The following is a 16,052-nucleotide window of genomic DNA, read 5'->3' on the forward strand; positions in this document are numbered from 1 at the left end:
AACAGCGTGCCCGAGCGCCAGCCCAGGTAGGCATCCTCGACGGCCGTGCGGCGTTCGTCCCCCAGGGTCAGGCCCGCGGCATCGCCGTCACCCCAGGTGGCGGAGCTGAGCAGGCTGAAGGCGCCGTACAGTGAGCCGGTGTCGGCCAAGGTCTGGCTCGCGCTCAGGCCATATTTGACGTAGCCCTCGCGCCAGTTGTTGCTGCCAGGCGAGCGGTTGCCGGCCTGATTGAAGCTTTCGTCACTGTGAAAGATGCCGAACAAGGCCTCGAGGTTGGCGTTCAGGACAGTGCCATCCTGGTTGTAGAGCTCCTGGGCCTGGGTGAGGGGAGTGGCCAGCAGAAGGGCCAGCGTGCAGACGAGCGGATGCCTCATGGTGTGCTCCATGTTTTCTTGTTGTTTTCAGGAAGTCGGCCTCTTTGCCGGCAAAGCTGCGAAGAGGCCGGGGCAGCTCAGCTTCAGAGCTTGATCAGTACCGACTTGAGCTCGGTGTAGTAGTCGATCGCCGCGGCACCCATCTCCCGGCCGACGCCCGACTGCTTGTAGCCACCGAAAGGCAGGGCCGGGTCCAGCGCACTGTGGCAGTTGACCCAGACCGAACCGGACTTGATGCGGGGAATCATGCGGTGCACGGCGCCCAGGTCGTTCGACCAGATGCTCGCGCCCAGCCCGTAAGGGTTGTCATTGGCCATGCGCACGACCTCGTCGATATCGTCGAAGGGCATCGCCACCAACACCGGGCCGAAGATTTCTTCCTGGACCAGGCGATGGCGCTGGTCGACATCGACGATCACCGTCGGCTTGACGAAGTAGCCCGGCCCGTAGCGCTCACCGCCGCAGGCGATGGTCGCGCCGAGCTCGCGCCCCAAGGCGATGTAGCTGCTGACCCGATCCTGCTGCTTGGCGGAAATCAGCGGCCCCATCTGCACCGCCGGGTCCAGGCCGCTGCCGAGCTTCATGCCGTTGGCGATGCCGGCGATGTCGGCTACCACATTGTCGAAATGCTTGCGGTGCACATACAGGCGCGACCCTGCACAGCACACCTGCCCCTGGTTGAAGAAGATCGCCGTCGCCGCGCCGGCGGCGGCTTCCTGCAGGTTGGCGTCGGGCATGACGATGGTCGGCGACTTGCCGCCCAGCTCCAGGGTGACGCGGGTCATGTTGTCCATCGCGGCCTTGCCGATCAGCTTGCCGACTTCGGTCGAGCCGGTGAAGGTGAGCTTGTCCACACCCGGATGGCGGCTGAGCGCCGCGCCAGCGTTGAGCCCGGTGCCTGTGACCACGTTGAACACGCCAGCCGGGTAACCGGCTTCATCGACCAACTCGGCGAGCTTGAGCGCCGTCAGTGGGGTTTCGTCGGCAGGCTTGAGCACCATGGTGCAGCCGGTGGCCAACGCCGGGGCAAGTTTCCAGCAGGCCAGCAGCAGCGGGAAGTTCCAGGCGACGATCGCACCGACTACGCCCACTGCTTCGCGGCGGATGAAGCCGTGGAACTGCTCGTCGGGCATCAGCGGCATCGACGCTTCGACGGTGCTGCCCTCGATCTTGGTGGCCCAGCCGGCCATGTAGCGCAGGAAGTCGATGGCCAGTTGCACGTCCATGACCTGGGCGACGTTGGCGCTCTTGCCATTGTTCAGGCATTCGAGCTCGGCCAGTTCGCGGGCATCACGGGCCATCAGGTCGGCCAGGCGCCACAGCAGGTTCTGCCGTTCGCGAGGGCGCATCCGGCTCCAGGGCGAGTCGTCGAAGGCCTGGCGGGCTGCGCGCACGGCACGGTCGACGTCCTCGCTGTCGGCCGAGGGGACCTCGCCGAGTATTTCGCCGGTGGCCGGGTTGCGAAAACTCAAAGTGCGGCCACTGGCAGCGTCCTGCCAGTCGGCGCCGATGCGCATCTTCAGCTTGCGCGCGAGGAACGCCTGGGTGGCGGGCAGGATGGGCAGGTCGGAAAACATGGGGCGGTGCCTCTTGTCATTGGAATGTGGCAAGGGCGGCGCAATGGCCGTGCCAAGGTGGCTTAGCGGGCTTAAGTCGTTGATCGGGTTAGTTTTTGTACTGGCGCACAGGGTGGATTGCGGGGTTGCGCTGTTGCACATTGAGACGGTGTGAGACGGTGGTGAAACAGGTAGACCGCACTGGCCCTTTCGCGGGCAAGCCCGCTCCCACAGGTATTGAATCCTGCACCAACCAGTGGGAGCGGGCTTGCCCGCGAAAAGACCACCACCGATACCCCTGTCTCAACCTGAAACAACCTGTCGCGAATTGGGACGTTCCGACCCGCCCCAACTCACCGGGATAGATCGCTCAAAGCAGCTCAAGTCACTGAAAAAACGCCACTTTCAAACACCTGGCACGCTTCCTGTATTGCCACTGTCACATGCACCGGCGGTACCCAAGCGTGCGATAACGATAAGAACAACACCGTGGAGGTCTGATCTTGAAGACGACTCGACTCCGGCAGCAGGCGGGCACATGGGCGCTGGTCGCCGCCGTGCTGAGCGCCCAGGCCATGGCGGCCGAACCGGGCCCGGCGATTTTGCAGAACAAGTGCATGGGGTGCCACATCCCCGAGGGCAACGATGCCTACAGTCGTATCAGCCACCAGCGCAAGACCCCTGAAGGCTGGTTGATGAGCATCGCCCGCATGCAGGTGATGCACGACCTGCAGATCAGCGACGACGAGCGCCGCACCCTGGTCAAGTACCTGGCCGACAAGCAGGGCCTGGCGCCGAGCGAGACTGATGGCGTGCGCTATGCCATGGAACGCCGGCTCAATACCGTCGAACACTTCGATACGCAACTGGCCGAAACCTGCGGCCGCTGCCATTCCGGTGCCCGTGTCGCATTGCAGCGGCGCCCTGCGCAGGAATGGGAACACCTGGTCAACTTCCACCTTGGCCAGTGGCCGTCCCTCGAATACCAGGCCCAGGCACGTGACCGTGACTGGCTGGAAATCGCCCTCAAGCAGGTGGTGCCGGACCTGGCCAAGCGCTTCCCGCTCGATAGCCCCGCCTGGAGCGCGTGGCAGAAGGCCAAGCCCAAGGCTGACGCGTTGCCGGGGCAGTGGGCGTTCAGTGGTCATATGCTTGCCAAAGGCGATGTCCGGGGCGTGATGACGGTCAGTGCCGACCAGGGCGACAGTTTCAAGGTCGAGGTCAAGGGGCAGTACGCCGACGGCACGCCGTTCAACGGCAGCGGCTCGGCGATCCTCTACAACGGCTATGAGTGGCGCGGTAACGTGAAGATCGGCGACAGCACGATGCGCCAGGTCTTCGCGGCCCTCGATGGCGAGATGAAAGGGCGCATGTTCGAGGCCGAGCACGACGAGCGCGGCCTCGATTTCACCGCAGCGAAGGAGGGCAAGGCTCGCCTGCTGGCGGTGCAGCCGGCCTTCATCAAGGCCGGGGACGAGCGCGAGATCACCTTGGTGGGCAACGGCTTGTCCGGCAAGCCCGAGCTGGGTGCCGGTGTGCAGGTGACCGAGATTCTGGAGCAGACCCCAAACCTGGTTCGGCTCAAGGCCCGCGCCGCAGCCGATGCAGCACCTGGCCAGCGCGAGGTGACGCTGGGCACGCTCAAGGGCGTGAATCTTGCGGTCTACGACAAGGTCGAGGAGGTCAAGGTGGTGCCGGCGTTCTCCATTGCCCGCATCGGCGAGAACGGTGCTTCGGTACCCAAGGTCCAGGGGCGCTTCGAGGCCGAGGCCTGGGGCAAGGACGTCAATGGCCAACCGTTGCGCATTGGTTATCTGCCGGCCACCTGGAAGGTCGAGCCGTTCAACGAGCGCGCCGTCGAGGACGAAGACGTCAAGTTCGCCGGGCAGATGCAGGCCGACGGCGTGTTCGTACCCGGCGGTGCCGGTCCGAACCCGGCGCGCAAGATGATGACCAACAACGCCGGCAACCTGAAAGTCATCGCCACGCTGGCTGACGGCGGACAGACCGGTGAAGGCCACATGATCGTCACCGTCCAGCGCTGGAACAACCCGCCGCTGCCCTGAGGGTGGCAGGCACGGTTTTTCCAACGGATCGATTATCGGGAGATCACCATGGGCGCACTACTGAATCTGGTCGAACGCAATCTGCATGAAGTGCAGGTCGATGCCGACCGCATGCTGTTCCATATCCCCAGCAGTTCTCTGTTCACGGCCGACGCGGTGACTGGCGGCATCATCGACACCCTGCGCCAGCAGGGCTGCTCGGCCGAAGAGCTGATGCAGCGCCTCGGCCAGCAGTTCGCGGGCGACGATATCCAGGAAACCCTGCGCGAGCTGATCGCGCTGGAGCTGGTCAGCGACGGTTCGCCGCTGACCCCGGAAATCGCCCTCAAGCAGGTCGAGCGCACCGCACTCAATACGGTGGTGCTCAACGTCAACACGGGCTGCAACCTGAGTTGTACCTATTGCTACAAGGAAGACCTCGACAAACCTTCGGCAGGGCGCAAGATGAGCGCCGCCACCGCCGAGGCTTCGGTGGAGATGCTGCTCAAGGAGTCACCCGACGAAACCCGCTACAGCGTGGTGTTCTTCGGCGGCGAGCCGCTGTCCAACCGGCCGCTGATCGAGCACATGGTCGGCTATTGCGAGCGGCGTTTCGCCGAGGCCGGCAAGCAGGTGGAGTTCATCATGACCACCAACGCCACGCTGCTCACCGAGGAGATCGTCGATTGGCTCAATGCCCATCGCTTCGGGCTGTCGGTGAGCATCGACGGGCCCAAGACCGTACACGACCGCAACCGCATCACCGTGGGCGGGCAGGGCACCTACGATGTGGTACGGCGCAATGCCGACATGCTGCTGTCGCGCTATGACAGCCGCCCGGTCGGCGCCAGGGTGACCCTTACCCGGGGCATCACCGATGTCGAGACCATCTGGAACCACTTGTTCAACGAGCTGGGCTTTGCCGAAGTGGGCTTCGCCCCGGTGACATCGGGCGACATGGCCGACTTCAACCTCACTGGCGAAGAGCTGGTGCAGGTGTTCGCCAACATGAAGGCGTTGGGGCGCCAGTACCTGGAGGCGGCGTTGCAGCACCGCAACATCGGTTTCTCCAACCTGCACCAACTGATCACCGACATCCACGAGGGGCACAAGAAGGCGCTGCCATGCGGCGCGGGCCTGAAGATGCTGGCGGTCGATCACGAGGGCGAGCTGAACCTGTGCCACCGTTTCACCGGCTCCAGCCTGCCGACCTTCGGCAACGTGCACACGGCGGTCAAGCAGGTCGAGCTCAACGACTTCCTGTCCCAGCGCCTGGACCGCAGCGGCACCGGCTGCGACAGCTGCCGCATTCGCAACCTGTGCTCCGGTGGCTGCTATCACGAGAGCTATGCGCGCTACGGCGACCCGCAGCACCCGACCTACCACTACTGCGAACTGATGCGCGACTGGGTCGACTTCGGCATCGAGGTCTACAGCCGCATCATGGCCGCCAACCCGGCCTTCATCGATCGCTACATCACTCCTCGCAAGGCGCACTGACATGAAGCACTTGAAGCCCCTGAACAACAAGGCGCGCATTCTTGAACAGGCTGCCGCCGAAGACCGCGTCGAAGAAGTCATGGCCATGAGCGCAGTGGCCGGTTGTACCGCCACCACCGACCCAGGCTGGGAAGTGGACGCCTTTGGTGGCGTCAGCTCGCTGTGCCAGCCCATGGAGGCTGACCTGTACGGCTGCTCCGACCCTTGCTGGTGGCCGGCCCAGGTGCCCGACATGATGAGCACCTACCAGGACTGGAACGCCCAGGCGAGCAATTCGCAGGACGATTGGCGCAACCTCGGCACCGTATTCCCGAAAGACAAGTGACCGGCCCGACAAGAACGACAAGGGGAAACCGCATGAAACCTGGATTCTGCGCGCAACTGGCGCTGAGCGTCGCCACCTGCGCCGCGACACTGGCCGTGCACGCCACTGACGGCGACGCCGGGCCGGCCCTCAAGCCTGGCCATGAGTACCTGATCGCCACCAACTACCCGAACAACCTGCACGTGGTGGATGTGGCCAGCGATACGCTGTTCAAGAGCTGTCGCTTGCCGGACGCCTTCGGCCCGGGCACGGCGATGATGGCGCCGGACAACCGCACTGCCTACATCCTCAACAATCACTATGCCGATATCTATGGCATCGACCTGGACACCTGCAAGACCACCTTCCACGCCAACCTGTCGAGTGTGCCGGGCGAGGTGGGCAAGTCGATGTACTCCTTCGCCATCAGCCCCGACGGCAAGGAGGTCTATGCCACGGTCAATCCGACCCAGCGGTTGAACGACCACTACGTGGTCAAGCCGCCACGCCTGGAGGTGTTCAGCACAGCCGACGGGGTAGGGGCCAAGCCGGTGCGCACCTTCCCCATGCCGCGCCAGGTCTACCTGATGCGTGCCGCCGACGATGGCAGCCTGTTCGTCGCCGGGCCGGATATCTACAAGATGGACGTCAAGACCGGTCAATACAAAGTGGCGCTGCCGCTGCGCAACTGGAACCGCAAGGGCTACAGCGCGCCGGACGTGCTGTACTTCTGGCCGCACCAGAGCCCGCGCCACGAGTTCTCGATGCTGTATACCATCGCCAGGTTCAAGGATGAAAAACAGGACCCGGCGACCGCCGAGCTGCTGTACGGCTACCTGAGCGTGGACCTCAAGACCGGCAAGACCCACACCCAGGAGTTCGCCGATCTGACCGAGCTGTACTTCACCGGGTTGCGTTCGCCCAAGGATCCGAACCAGATCTATGGTGTGCTCAACCGCCTGGCTCGCTACGACATCAAGCAGCGCAAGCTGGTCAAGGCGGCGAACCTGGACCATACCTACTACTGCGTGACCTTCGACAAGGCGGGCGACAAGCTGTACCTGGGCGGGACCTTCAACGACCTGGCGGTGTTCGACCCGAACACGCTGGAGAAGGTGAAGAACATCAAGCTGCCAGGGGGTGACATGTCGACCACTACGCCGCAGGTGTTTGTCAGGTAATCGGTCGTCTGTGACGGCCCTATCGCGGGGCAGGCCCGCTCCCACAGGTATCCCCTGTAGGCTGAGGGGTAACTGTGGGAGCGGGCTTGCCCCGCGATAGGGCCCGCCTAAACAACACAATAAATATCAGGCCCCTCTATGACCCACCCCAGTCACACCCAGGGCAACCCGGACAAGCCCTTGCTCGACCACTGCATCGGTGACGCCTTCGACGCCACCGTGGCCCGTTTCCCCGACCGCGAGGCCCTGGTGGTGCGTCACCAGCAACTGCGCTACACCTGGCGCCAGTTGGCCGATGCCGTCGACCAGCATGCCCGCGCGCTGATGGCACTTGGCGTGCAAGCGGGCGATCGCCTGGGCATCTGGGCTCCCAATTGCGCCGAGTGGTGCATCACCCAGTTCGCCAGCGCCAAGATCGGTGCAATCCTGGTCAACATCAACCCGGCCTACCGCAGCAGTGAGCTGGACTACGCCCTGAGCCAGTCTGGCTGCCGCTGGGTGATCTGCGCAGATGCGTTCAAGACCAGCGACTATCACGCCATGCTCTGCGACCTGGTGCCCGGATTGTCGGCCTGCAAGCCCGGGGCTGTGCACTGCGAGCGCCTGCCAGAGCTGCGCGGGGTGATCAGCCTGGCGGTAAAGGCGCCGCCAGGCTTTCTCGCCTGGTGCGACCTGCAGGCTCGCGCCGGTGAGGTCAGTGTCGAGGCCCTTGGTCGCCGTCAGGCGAGCCTGCGCCCGTCAGAGCCGATCAATATCCAGTACACCTCCGGCACCACCGGCTTCCCCAAGGGTGCGACGCTCAGCCACCACAATATCCTCAACAACGGTTACATGGTCGGCGAGAGCCTGCGCCTGACAGAGCATGACCGCCTGGTGGTGCCGGTGCCGCTCTACCACTGCTTCGGCATGGTCATGGCCAACCTCGGCTGCATGACCCATGGCAGCACGCTGATCTACCCCAACGATGCCTTCGACCCCTTGCTCACCCTGCAAGCCGTGGCCGAGGAACGCGCCACTGCGCTGTATGGCGTACCGACCATGTTCATTGCCGAACTGGACCACCCGCGTCGCAGCGAATTCGACCTCTCCAGCCTGCGCACCGGGATCATGGCTGGCGCCACCTGCCCGATCGAGGTGATGCGAAGGGTGATCGACGAGATGCACATGGCCGAGATACAGATCGCCTATGGCATGACCGAGACCAGCCCGGTGTCATTGCAGACCGGCCCGGAGGACGAACTGGAAGTGCGCGTGACCAGCGTGGGTCGTACCCAGCCGCGCCTGGAAAGCAAGGTCATCGACGCCGAGGGCAACACCCTGCCGCGCGGCGAGATCGGCGAGCTGTGCACGCGTGGCTACAGCGTCATGCTCGGCTACTGGAACAACCCAGAGGCTACCGCCGAGAGTATCGACGAGGAGGGCTGGATGCACACCGGCGACCTGGCGCAGATGGACGAGGCTGGGTTCGTGCGTATCGTCGGGCGGAGCAAGGACATGATCATTCGCGGCGGGGAGAACATCTATCCGCGTGAGTTGGAGGAGTTCTTCTTCACCCACCCGGCGGTGGCCGACGTGCAGGTGATCGGCATTCCGTGCAGCAAGTACGGCGAAGAGATCGTCGCCTGGGTGCGACTGCATCCGGGGCACAGCGCCAGCGCCGAGACGTTGCGCGAATGGGCGAAGGCGCGTATCGCGCACTTCAAGGTGCCGCGGCATTTCCGTTTCGTCGACGAGTTTCCGATGACGGTGACCGGCAAGGTGCAGAAGTTTCGGATGCGCGAGATCAGTATCGAAGAACTGAGTGGGGTGTCAGCCGGTTAGCGTAACCACTCCGGGCTGTTGAAGTTGCCGAGCCGCTCATCGTCGACGGCACATTCCAGCCCCTGCAGCGATTCACGCGACAAGGCCCGCTGCAGGCTCCGCTCACCGGCCTGCCAGGCCTGTTCCAGCCGTGGCAACAGGCGCGTCGGCAATACGCTGAACATCGGCTGCCAATAGCCTCCCTGGCGCACCATCGCAGCGCTGTCATGGCGGGCAGCCAAACCGCGCAGCCCATCGATCAGCGCCTGGTCGACCCGCGGTGAATCGCAGGCCAGCACCACCACCCACGGGTGTCTGGCCACCTTGAGCCCGGCGATGACACCAGCCAGAGGCCCGGGATAATCCGCCTCGGCATCGCCGACGCATTGGTCGGCATAGGCGGCATAGGCGTCCTGGTTGCGGTTGCAGGAAATCACCAGGTCGTCGCTCAACCCCCGCACCACCCGATGGATGTGTGCGATCAGTGGTTGGCCCCGCCATGGCACCAGGCCCTTGTCGCGCCCGCCCATGCGTTGGCCGCGGCCACCGGCGAGGATGAGGATGGAGCAGGGGGGTAGGGCGGCAGGCATGAAAAAGGGTCCCGGGCAGTCGATGCCCGGAACCCTCTCATTCAACGCCTGGCTTGTCCAGTCAGGCGTCGTGGGGTACTGCATGATCCGGGTCAGCGCTGCGCTTGCCGGCCAACCGCATCACCACCACGAAGAACACCGGTACGAACACCACCGCCAGTGTCGCGCTGAGCATCCCGCCGATCACGCCGGTGCCGATCGCCTGCTGGCTGGCTGAGCTTGCGCCGCGTGCGATGGCCAGCGGCACGACGCCGAGGATGAACGCCAACGATGTCATGACGATCGGGCGCAGGCGCAGGCGGGCGGCCTGCATCGCCGCATCCGCAGCGTCGACCCCCTGATCCACCAGGCTCTTGGCGAATTCGATGATCAGGATCGCGTTCTTTGCCGACAGGCCAATCAGGGTGATCAGGCCGACCTTGAAGAACACGTCGTTGGGCATGCCGCGCAGGGTTACCGCAAGCACGGCGCCGAGCACACCCAGCGGAACCACCAGCAACACTGCGGTAGGGATCGACCAACTCTCGTAGAGCGCTGCCAGGCACAGGAACACCACCAGCAGCGACAGGGCCAGTAGCAAGGGCGCCTGGCTACCCGAAAGACGCTCCTGCAACGACAGACCGGTCCATTCCAGTGCGCTGCCGGTCGGCAGTCGATCGACCAGGCGCTGGATTTCCGCCATCGCCTCGCCGGAGCTGTAGCCGCTTGCCGGTTCCCCGGAAATAGACACTGCCGGGTAGCCGTTGTAGCGGGTCAGTTGCACCGGGCCGCTGAGCCAGCGGGCCTGGACGAACGCCCCCAGTGGCACCATCTTGCCGCTGCTGTTGCGCACGTGGATCTTCAACAAGTCCTCGACCTGGCTGCGCTGGTCACCCTCGGCCTGCACCACCACGCGCTGCATGCGGCCCAGGTTGGGGAAGTCGTTGACATAGTTCGAGCCCACCGCGGTGTTGAGCACGGCGCCGATGTCGGCAAAGGAAACCCCGAGGGCGTTGGCCTGGCGTCGGTCGATTTCCAGTTGCACCTGCGGGCTTTCGGCCAACGATGCCTCGCGCACGTTGGCCAGCACCTTGCTCGTGCGTGCGTTGGCCAGCAGTTCGTCACGGGCTGCCATCAGCCCGGCATGACCCAGGCCGCCGCGATCCTGCAGGCGGAACTCGAAACCCGTGGACTCGCCCAGGCCATCGACTGGCGGCGGCAGCACGGCATAGGCCACGGCATCCTTCAGCGCGGCGAAGGCCATCGTGGCACGGTCGGCGATCGATTGTGCGCCGTCGTCGGCGCCGCGTTCTGACCAGTCCTTCAGCGTGGTGAACGCCAGCGCGGCGTTCTGCCCGCTGCCTGAGAAGCTGAAACCGAGAATCAGCGTGGTATTACCCACCCCGGGTTCTGCGGCATTGTGCGCCTCGATCTGCGCCGCCACCTGCTCGGTACGCATCCGACTGGCGCCTGGCGGAAGCTGGATATCGGTGATGGTATAGCCTTGGTCTTCGGTCGGCAGGAAAGCGCTGGGCAACTGGCTGAAGCCATAGGCCAGCACCGCCACCAGCAACCCGTAGAGCAACAGGTAGCGCCCGCTACGTGCCAAGGCGTGGGCAACCCAGCGTTGGTAGCCATTGCTCATGCCCTCGAAGCAGCGGTTGAACCAGCCGAAGAAGCCTTTGCGTACGTGATGCTCGCCCTTGGCCACTGGCTTGAGCAGCGTGGCGCACAGTGCCGGGGTGAGGCTCAGGGCGAGGAAGGCCGAGAACAGGATCGACACCGCCATCGACAACGAGAACTGCTGGTAGATGACGCCCACCGAGCCTTTCATGAAGGCCATCGGCAGGAACACCGCGACCAGCACCAGCGTGATGCCGACGATAGCCCCGCTGATCTGGCCCATGGCCTTGCGCGTCGCGGCCTTCGGCGACAGGCCTTCCTCGGCCATGATCCGTTCGACGTTCTCCACCACGACGATGGCGTCGTCCACCAGGATGCCGATGGCCAGCACCATGCCAAACAGGGTCAGCACGTTGATCGAGAAACCCAACGCCAGCATCACCGCGAAGGTGCCCATCAACGCCACCGGAACCACCAGCGTAGGGATCAGCGTGTAGCGGATGTTCTGCAGGAACAGGAACATCACCACAAACACCAGCAGCATGGCTTCGAACAGCGTGCTGATGACCTGCTGGATCGAGACCTTGACGAACGGCGAGGTGTCGTAGGGGATGTCGTACTTCACGCCGGCCGGGAAGTAGCGTGCCAGCTCATCCATCTTCTGGCGTACCAGGGTCGCGGTTTCCATGGCGTTGGCCCCCGGCGACAGCTTGACGCTGAAGGCACTGGTGGGCTTGCCGTTCAGGCGTGTGCCGTACTGGTATTCCTGGGCACCGATCTCGACCCGCGCCACGTCACCCACGGTGACCACCGAGCCATCCGGGTTGGCCCGCAGCACGATGGCCGCGAACTCCTCTGGCGTGCTCAGTTGGCCCTTGACCACCACGTTGGCGGTGATTTCCTGGGTCGCACGGGCGGGCAGGTCTCCGATGCTGCCGGGTGCAACCTGGGCGTTCTGCGCGGCGATGGCGTCGGCGACGTCCTGGGGCGTGAGCTTCAAGCCGACCAGCTTCGCCGGGTCGATCCAGATGCGCATGGCCCGCTCCGAACCATACAACTGTGCCTTGCCGACACCTTTGAGGCGGCGAATCTCGTTCATCACGTTGCGCGCCAACAGATCGCTGAGGGCGATCTCGTCGTAACTGCCGTCCTCGGAGGTGAGGGTGCCCAGCAGCAGGAAGCCGGTGGAGACTTTTTCCACCTGCAGGCCTTGCTGCGTGACGGGCCGCGGCAGGCGCGACTCGACCACCTTGAGGCGGTTCTGTACATCGACCTGGGCCAGGTCAGGGATGGTGCCCGGCTCGAAGGTGGCGGTGATGGTCGCGCTGCCCAGGCTGCTCTGGGACTCGAAGTACAGCAGGTTGTCCGCACCATTGAGCTCCTGCTCGATCACGCTGACCACGCTTTCGTCCATGGTCTGCGCCGAGGCACCGGGGTAGACGGCGTACACCTCCACTTGCGGCGGCGCGACATCGGGGTACTGCGCCACGGGCAATTGCGGGATGGCCAAGGCACCGGCGAGCAGGATGAACAACGCAACCACCCAAGCGAAGATCGGGCGGTCGATGAAGAATTGCGGCATGGATCAGGCCCTCACTGGCCGTTGCGCTGGACGATGGGGTTGGCGGCCTTGTCGGCATCGACCCGGACCTGATCGCCGACCTTGACGTGCTGCAGCCCCTCGATCACCACCCGTTCGCCGGGGGCCAGGCCTTCGCTGACGATCCAGCGGTCGCCCTGGGCATTGCCCAGTACCACCTGGCGTTCCTCGATGCGCTGCTGGGCGTCGACCACCAGGACCTTGGGCACGCCTGCGCTGTCACGCAGGATCGCCCGCTGCGGCACGCTGATGCCCTTGGGCTGCAGGGCCTGTTCGAGGCGCACACGCACGTAGCTGCCAGGCAACAGATCGAGGTCGGGGTTGGGGAATTCGCTGCGCAGGGTGATCTGGTTGGTGCTCGGGTCGACGCTGATATCGGAGAACAGCAGCTTGCCCGGCAGCGGATAGGCACTGCCGTCGTCCTGAATCAGGGTGGCGCGGGCCTGGTCCTGGCCGACCTGCTGCAGCTCGCCAGCGCGCATGGCGCGGCGCAGGGCGTTGAGGTCGCGGGTCGACTGGGTGACGTCGGCGTGGATCGGGTCCAGTTGCTGGATGACGGCTAACGCGGTGGTTTCGTTCTGTCCGACCAGCGCCCCTTCGGTGACCAGCGCGCGGCCAACCCGTCCGGAGATCGGTGCGGTGACCGTGGCATAGCCCAGGTTGAGTCGCGCGCGTTCGAGGGCGGCCCGGGCTTCGGCAACCTGGGCGTCCGCCTGGAGGAAGGCGGCACGGGCATTGTCATATTCCTGGCGGCTCACGGCCTTGTCGTCGACCAGCTCGCGGTAACGTTGTTCCTGCAGGCGCGCCTGGTACAAGGTGGCTTCGGCCTTGGCCAGTGCGGCGCGGGCACTGTCATGGTCCGCCTTGAACGGCGCCGGGTCGATGAGGAACAGCACATCGCCCCGCTTGACGTCGCTGCCCTCGCGATACACCCGCTTGAGCACCACGCCGGCAACCCGGGCGCGGACTTCGGCGGTGCGTGGCGCGAGAATCCGCCCGCTGAGTTCGGTGCTGATCGCCATGGCTTGCAACTGTACGGTTTCGACCCGCACCTGGGGGGCGGGTGCCTGCGCGTCCTGTTCGGGGGCGTCGTTGCAGCCGGTCAGGGCCAGTGTGAGCAAGGCGAGAATCGCCAAAGGGCGCTTGGAGAAGGGAATGGACATACGGATCTTCCGGATAGGATCGCCCCTATGCTAAGGCAGGCGCTCGCGCATGGGCTGTTAAGCTGTGTAGGCCGTGTGTGAAAAAGTGTAAGGCTCGTGCCGTGTGGAGCGTAGGATTCTATATCCTGCGAGCAACTGACTGCACTGGCCCCATCGCCGGACAAGCCCGCTTCCACAGGTGTTCGCAGCCTCTGTAGGCGCGGGCTTGTCCGGCAATGACGACGGTAAGGTCTCAAGCCTATCTGTTCATGACGACCCACATGCCAAACATCCTTCTGGTCGAAGACGACAGCGCGCTGTCCGAACTGATTGCCAGCTACCTGCAGCGCAACGACTTCCACGTCCGGGTCATCGCCCGTGGCGATCATGTGCTCGACGAGTTTCGTCGTCAGCGCCCCGACCTGGTGGTGCTCGATCTGATGCTGCCCGGCCTTGACGGCCTGCAGGTGTGCCGCCTGCTGCGCCAGGAGTCGCAAAGCCTGCCAATCCTGATGCTGACCGCCCGTGACGACAGCCATGACCATGTGCTGGGCCTGGAAATGGGCGCCGACGACTACGTCACCAAACCATGCGAGCCCCGCGTACTGCTGGCCCGGGTCCGCACCTTGCTGCGCCGTAGCAATGTCAACGAACCACGGCTTGATAGCGAGCTGATCCAGGTCGGTGGCCTGAGCATCAATCTGGCCGAGCGCAGCGTGAGCTGGCGCGGCTGCGAGGTGGAGCTGTCCAGCGGCGAATACAACCTGTTGGTGGTGCTGGCACGCAATGCCGGTGAAGTGCTCAGCCGCGACCGCATCCTCCAGCAACTGCGCGGCATCGAGTTCAACGGTACCGACCGTTCGGTAGACGTGGCCATCTCCAAGCTGCGGCGCAAATTCGACGACAATGCCGGCGAAGCCCGCAAGATCAAGACCGTGTGGGGCAAGGGCTATCTGTTCAGCCGGGTCGAGTGGGAGTACTGACGCGCCATGCTCAAGATCCTGGTGCGCCTGTACCTGGTGATCATCGTCGCCTATGCCGGTGCCTTGCTGCTGATCCCCGACGCTATCGTCGGCGCGTTCCATGAACGCTTCATGGCGTACAACCTCGATCAGGCCAAGGGCGTGCAGTCGTTGATCGTCCGCCAGTTCCATCAGGCCCCGCGCGAGCAATGGCCTTCGGTGGAGCAGGACCTGGCCTCGGCCTTTGCGCCCCTGCAGGTGCAACTGCTGCGCATGGACGCCGCCGACCTTGCGCCGCAGGAGCGGGCGAGGCTGGAGCACGGGCTGTATGCAGTGCGCATCGCCGACTGGGGCTATTACGAAACCGTGCTGGCGCCGCTGGACAAGGACTGGCTGGTGCGCCTGCACTCGCCGCCGGATCCGCTCGACATCAACGTGTTGTCGTGGGGCGTCACGGTACTGATCGGTGCCGCCATGCTGGGTTGCCTGCTGCTGTGGGTCTGGCCGCACTGGCGCGACCTGGAACGGCTCAAGGAAACCGCGCGGCGCCTGGGGCGCGGGGAGATGGCGGAGCGTACGCAGATCTCGCCGCGCTCGAACATCGGCGAGCTGGCCGGAGTGTTCGACACCATGGCAGGCGACCTGGAGCGCCAGGTCAACCAGCAACGCGAGCTGCTCAATGCGGTCTCGCATGAGCTGCGTACCCCCCTGACGCGCCTGGACTTCGGCCTGGTGCTGCTGTTCGATGAAGTGCCGCCGGCCAGCCGCAAGCGTTTGTTGGAACTGGTGGGGCATGTGCGGGAGCTGGACGAGCTGGTGCTTGAGCTGCTGTCGTACAGCCGCCTGGAGAACGCCGACCAGGTCCGCGAGCGGGTCGAGGTGTCGTTGCTGGAACTGGTCGACAGTGTGCTGGGCAGCTTTGCCGAAGAACTCGATGGTCGCGGGATCAGATGGGAGGTGCGCGCTGACGACAGGCTGCCACGTTTCGTCCTCGATCCTCGCTTGACCGCGCGGGCGGTGCAGAACCTGGTACGCAATGCCATGCGCTATTGCGACGAAAGCCTGCTGCTGCGACTCAAGCTCGAGGCGGATGGCGCTTGCCTGCTGACGGTAGAGGATGACGGGATCGGTATTCCGCCTGAGGAGCGCGAGCGGATCTTCCAGCCGTTCTACCGCCTGGACCGCAGTCGGGACCGCAGTACCGGTGGTTTTGGCTTGGGGCTTGCGATCAGCCGCAGGGCGATCGAAGGGCAGGGCGGGACGCTGACCGTGGCGCAGTCGTCATTGGGTGGGGCGCAGTTCAGGATTCGTCTGCCGGCGGGATGATCAAAGGTAAGGGATCGTCCCGCGACCGGCCGTAACCAGCGGAACCGCTCTCACCGCAATTCCCCCGCTG

General features: G+C 64.7%; 11 protein-coding genes and 1 pseudogene. 7 read left to right on the plus strand and 5 right to left on the minus strand.

Annotated elements, in window-relative coordinates:
- Window positions 1–374, minus strand: a pseudogene (locus tag F6X62_RS11710) (hypothetical protein); the annotation flags it as partial.
- A gap of 83 nt (window positions 375–457) precedes the next feature.
- Window positions 458–1,951, minus strand: coding sequence for an aldehyde dehydrogenase (locus tag F6X62_RS11715; RefSeq protein WP_153773582.1), 1,494 nt, complete (start codon window positions 1,949–1,951; stop codon window positions 458–460).
- A 482-nt stretch (window positions 1,952–2,433) separates the two neighbouring features.
- Here F6X62_RS11715 and peaA point away from each other — a divergent pair, with 482 nt between their 5' ends.
- The 5 genes from peaA (at window position 2,434) to F6X62_RS11740 (ending at window position 8,781) form a co-directional block, all read left to right on the plus strand.
- Window positions 2,434–3,996, plus strand: coding sequence for a quinohemoprotein amine dehydrogenase subunit alpha (gene peaA / locus F6X62_RS11720; RefSeq protein WP_153773583.1), 1,563 nt, complete (start codon window positions 2,434–2,436; stop codon window positions 3,994–3,996).
- 48 nt (window positions 3,997–4,044) lie between these two features.
- Window positions 4,045–5,475 (plus strand): quinohemoprotein amine dehydrogenase maturation protein, encoded by a 1,431-nt coding sequence (gene peaB, locus F6X62_RS11725; protein WP_153773584.1) that lies wholly within the window; start codon window positions 4,045–4,047, stop codon window positions 5,473–5,475.
- Window position 5,476: 1 nt separating this feature from the next.
- A complete protein-coding gene (gene qhpC / locus F6X62_RS11730; RefSeq protein ID WP_054891339.1) occupies window positions 5,477–5,800 on the plus strand; it encodes a quinohemoprotein amine dehydrogenase subunit gamma in 324 nt (107 codons plus the stop codon).
- Window positions 5,801–5,832: 32 nt separating this feature from the next.
- Complete coding sequence (gene peaD, locus F6X62_RS11735) at window positions 5,833–6,960, plus strand: quinohemoprotein amine dehydrogenase subunit beta (RefSeq protein WP_153773585.1); 1,128 nt, start codon at window positions 5,833–5,835, stop codon at window positions 6,958–6,960.
- Window positions 6,961–7,098: 138 nt separating this feature from the next.
- Entirely contained in the window at window positions 7,099–8,781 is a 1,683-nt protein-coding gene (locus F6X62_RS11740) for an AMP-binding protein (RefSeq protein WP_153773586.1), read from the plus strand.
- Here F6X62_RS11740 and mobA read toward each other — a convergent pair.
- From mobA to F6X62_RS11755, 3 genes are all read right to left on the minus strand, one after another.
- Entirely contained in the window at window positions 8,778–9,350 is a 573-nt protein-coding gene (gene mobA / locus F6X62_RS11745; protein ID WP_153773587.1) for a molybdenum cofactor guanylyltransferase MobA, read from the minus strand. The genes F6X62_RS11740 and mobA overlap by 4 nt on opposite strands.
- A 61-nt stretch (window positions 9,351–9,411) precedes the next feature.
- Window positions 9,412–12,534 (minus strand): efflux RND transporter permease subunit, encoded by a 3,123-nt coding sequence (locus tag F6X62_RS11750; RefSeq protein WP_153773588.1) that lies wholly within the window; start codon window positions 12,532–12,534, stop codon window positions 9,412–9,414.
- A gap of 11 nt (window positions 12,535–12,545) precedes the next feature.
- The gene (locus tag F6X62_RS11755) at window positions 12,546–13,715 is read right to left on the minus strand and encodes an efflux RND transporter periplasmic adaptor subunit (protein WP_153773589.1); all 1,170 of its coding nucleotides are present in this window, start codon (window positions 13,713–13,715) and stop codon (window positions 12,546–12,548) included.
- A gap of 260 nt (window positions 13,716–13,975) precedes the next feature.
- On the opposite strand from F6X62_RS11755, the gene F6X62_RS11760 reads away from it, so the two are divergent.
- Both F6X62_RS11760 and F6X62_RS11765 read left to right on the plus strand, forming a co-directional pair.
- Window positions 13,976–14,677, plus strand: a complete 702-nt coding sequence (locus F6X62_RS11760) for a response regulator transcription factor (RefSeq protein ID WP_125929842.1) — start codon at window positions 13,976–13,978, stop codon at window positions 14,675–14,677.
- Window positions 14,678–14,683: 6 nt separating this feature from the next.
- A complete protein-coding gene (locus F6X62_RS11765; RefSeq protein ID WP_063544840.1) occupies window positions 14,684–15,982 on the plus strand; it encodes an ATP-binding protein in 1,299 nt (432 codons plus the stop codon).
- Window positions 15,983–16,052 lie beyond the last annotated feature (70 nt).

Origin of the sequence: Pseudomonas sp. MNR3A, from assembly GCF_009650575.1 — a bacterium.
GTDB classification, from domain to species: domain Bacteria; phylum Pseudomonadota; class Gammaproteobacteria; order Pseudomonadales; family Pseudomonadaceae; genus Aquipseudomonas; species Aquipseudomonas machongensis.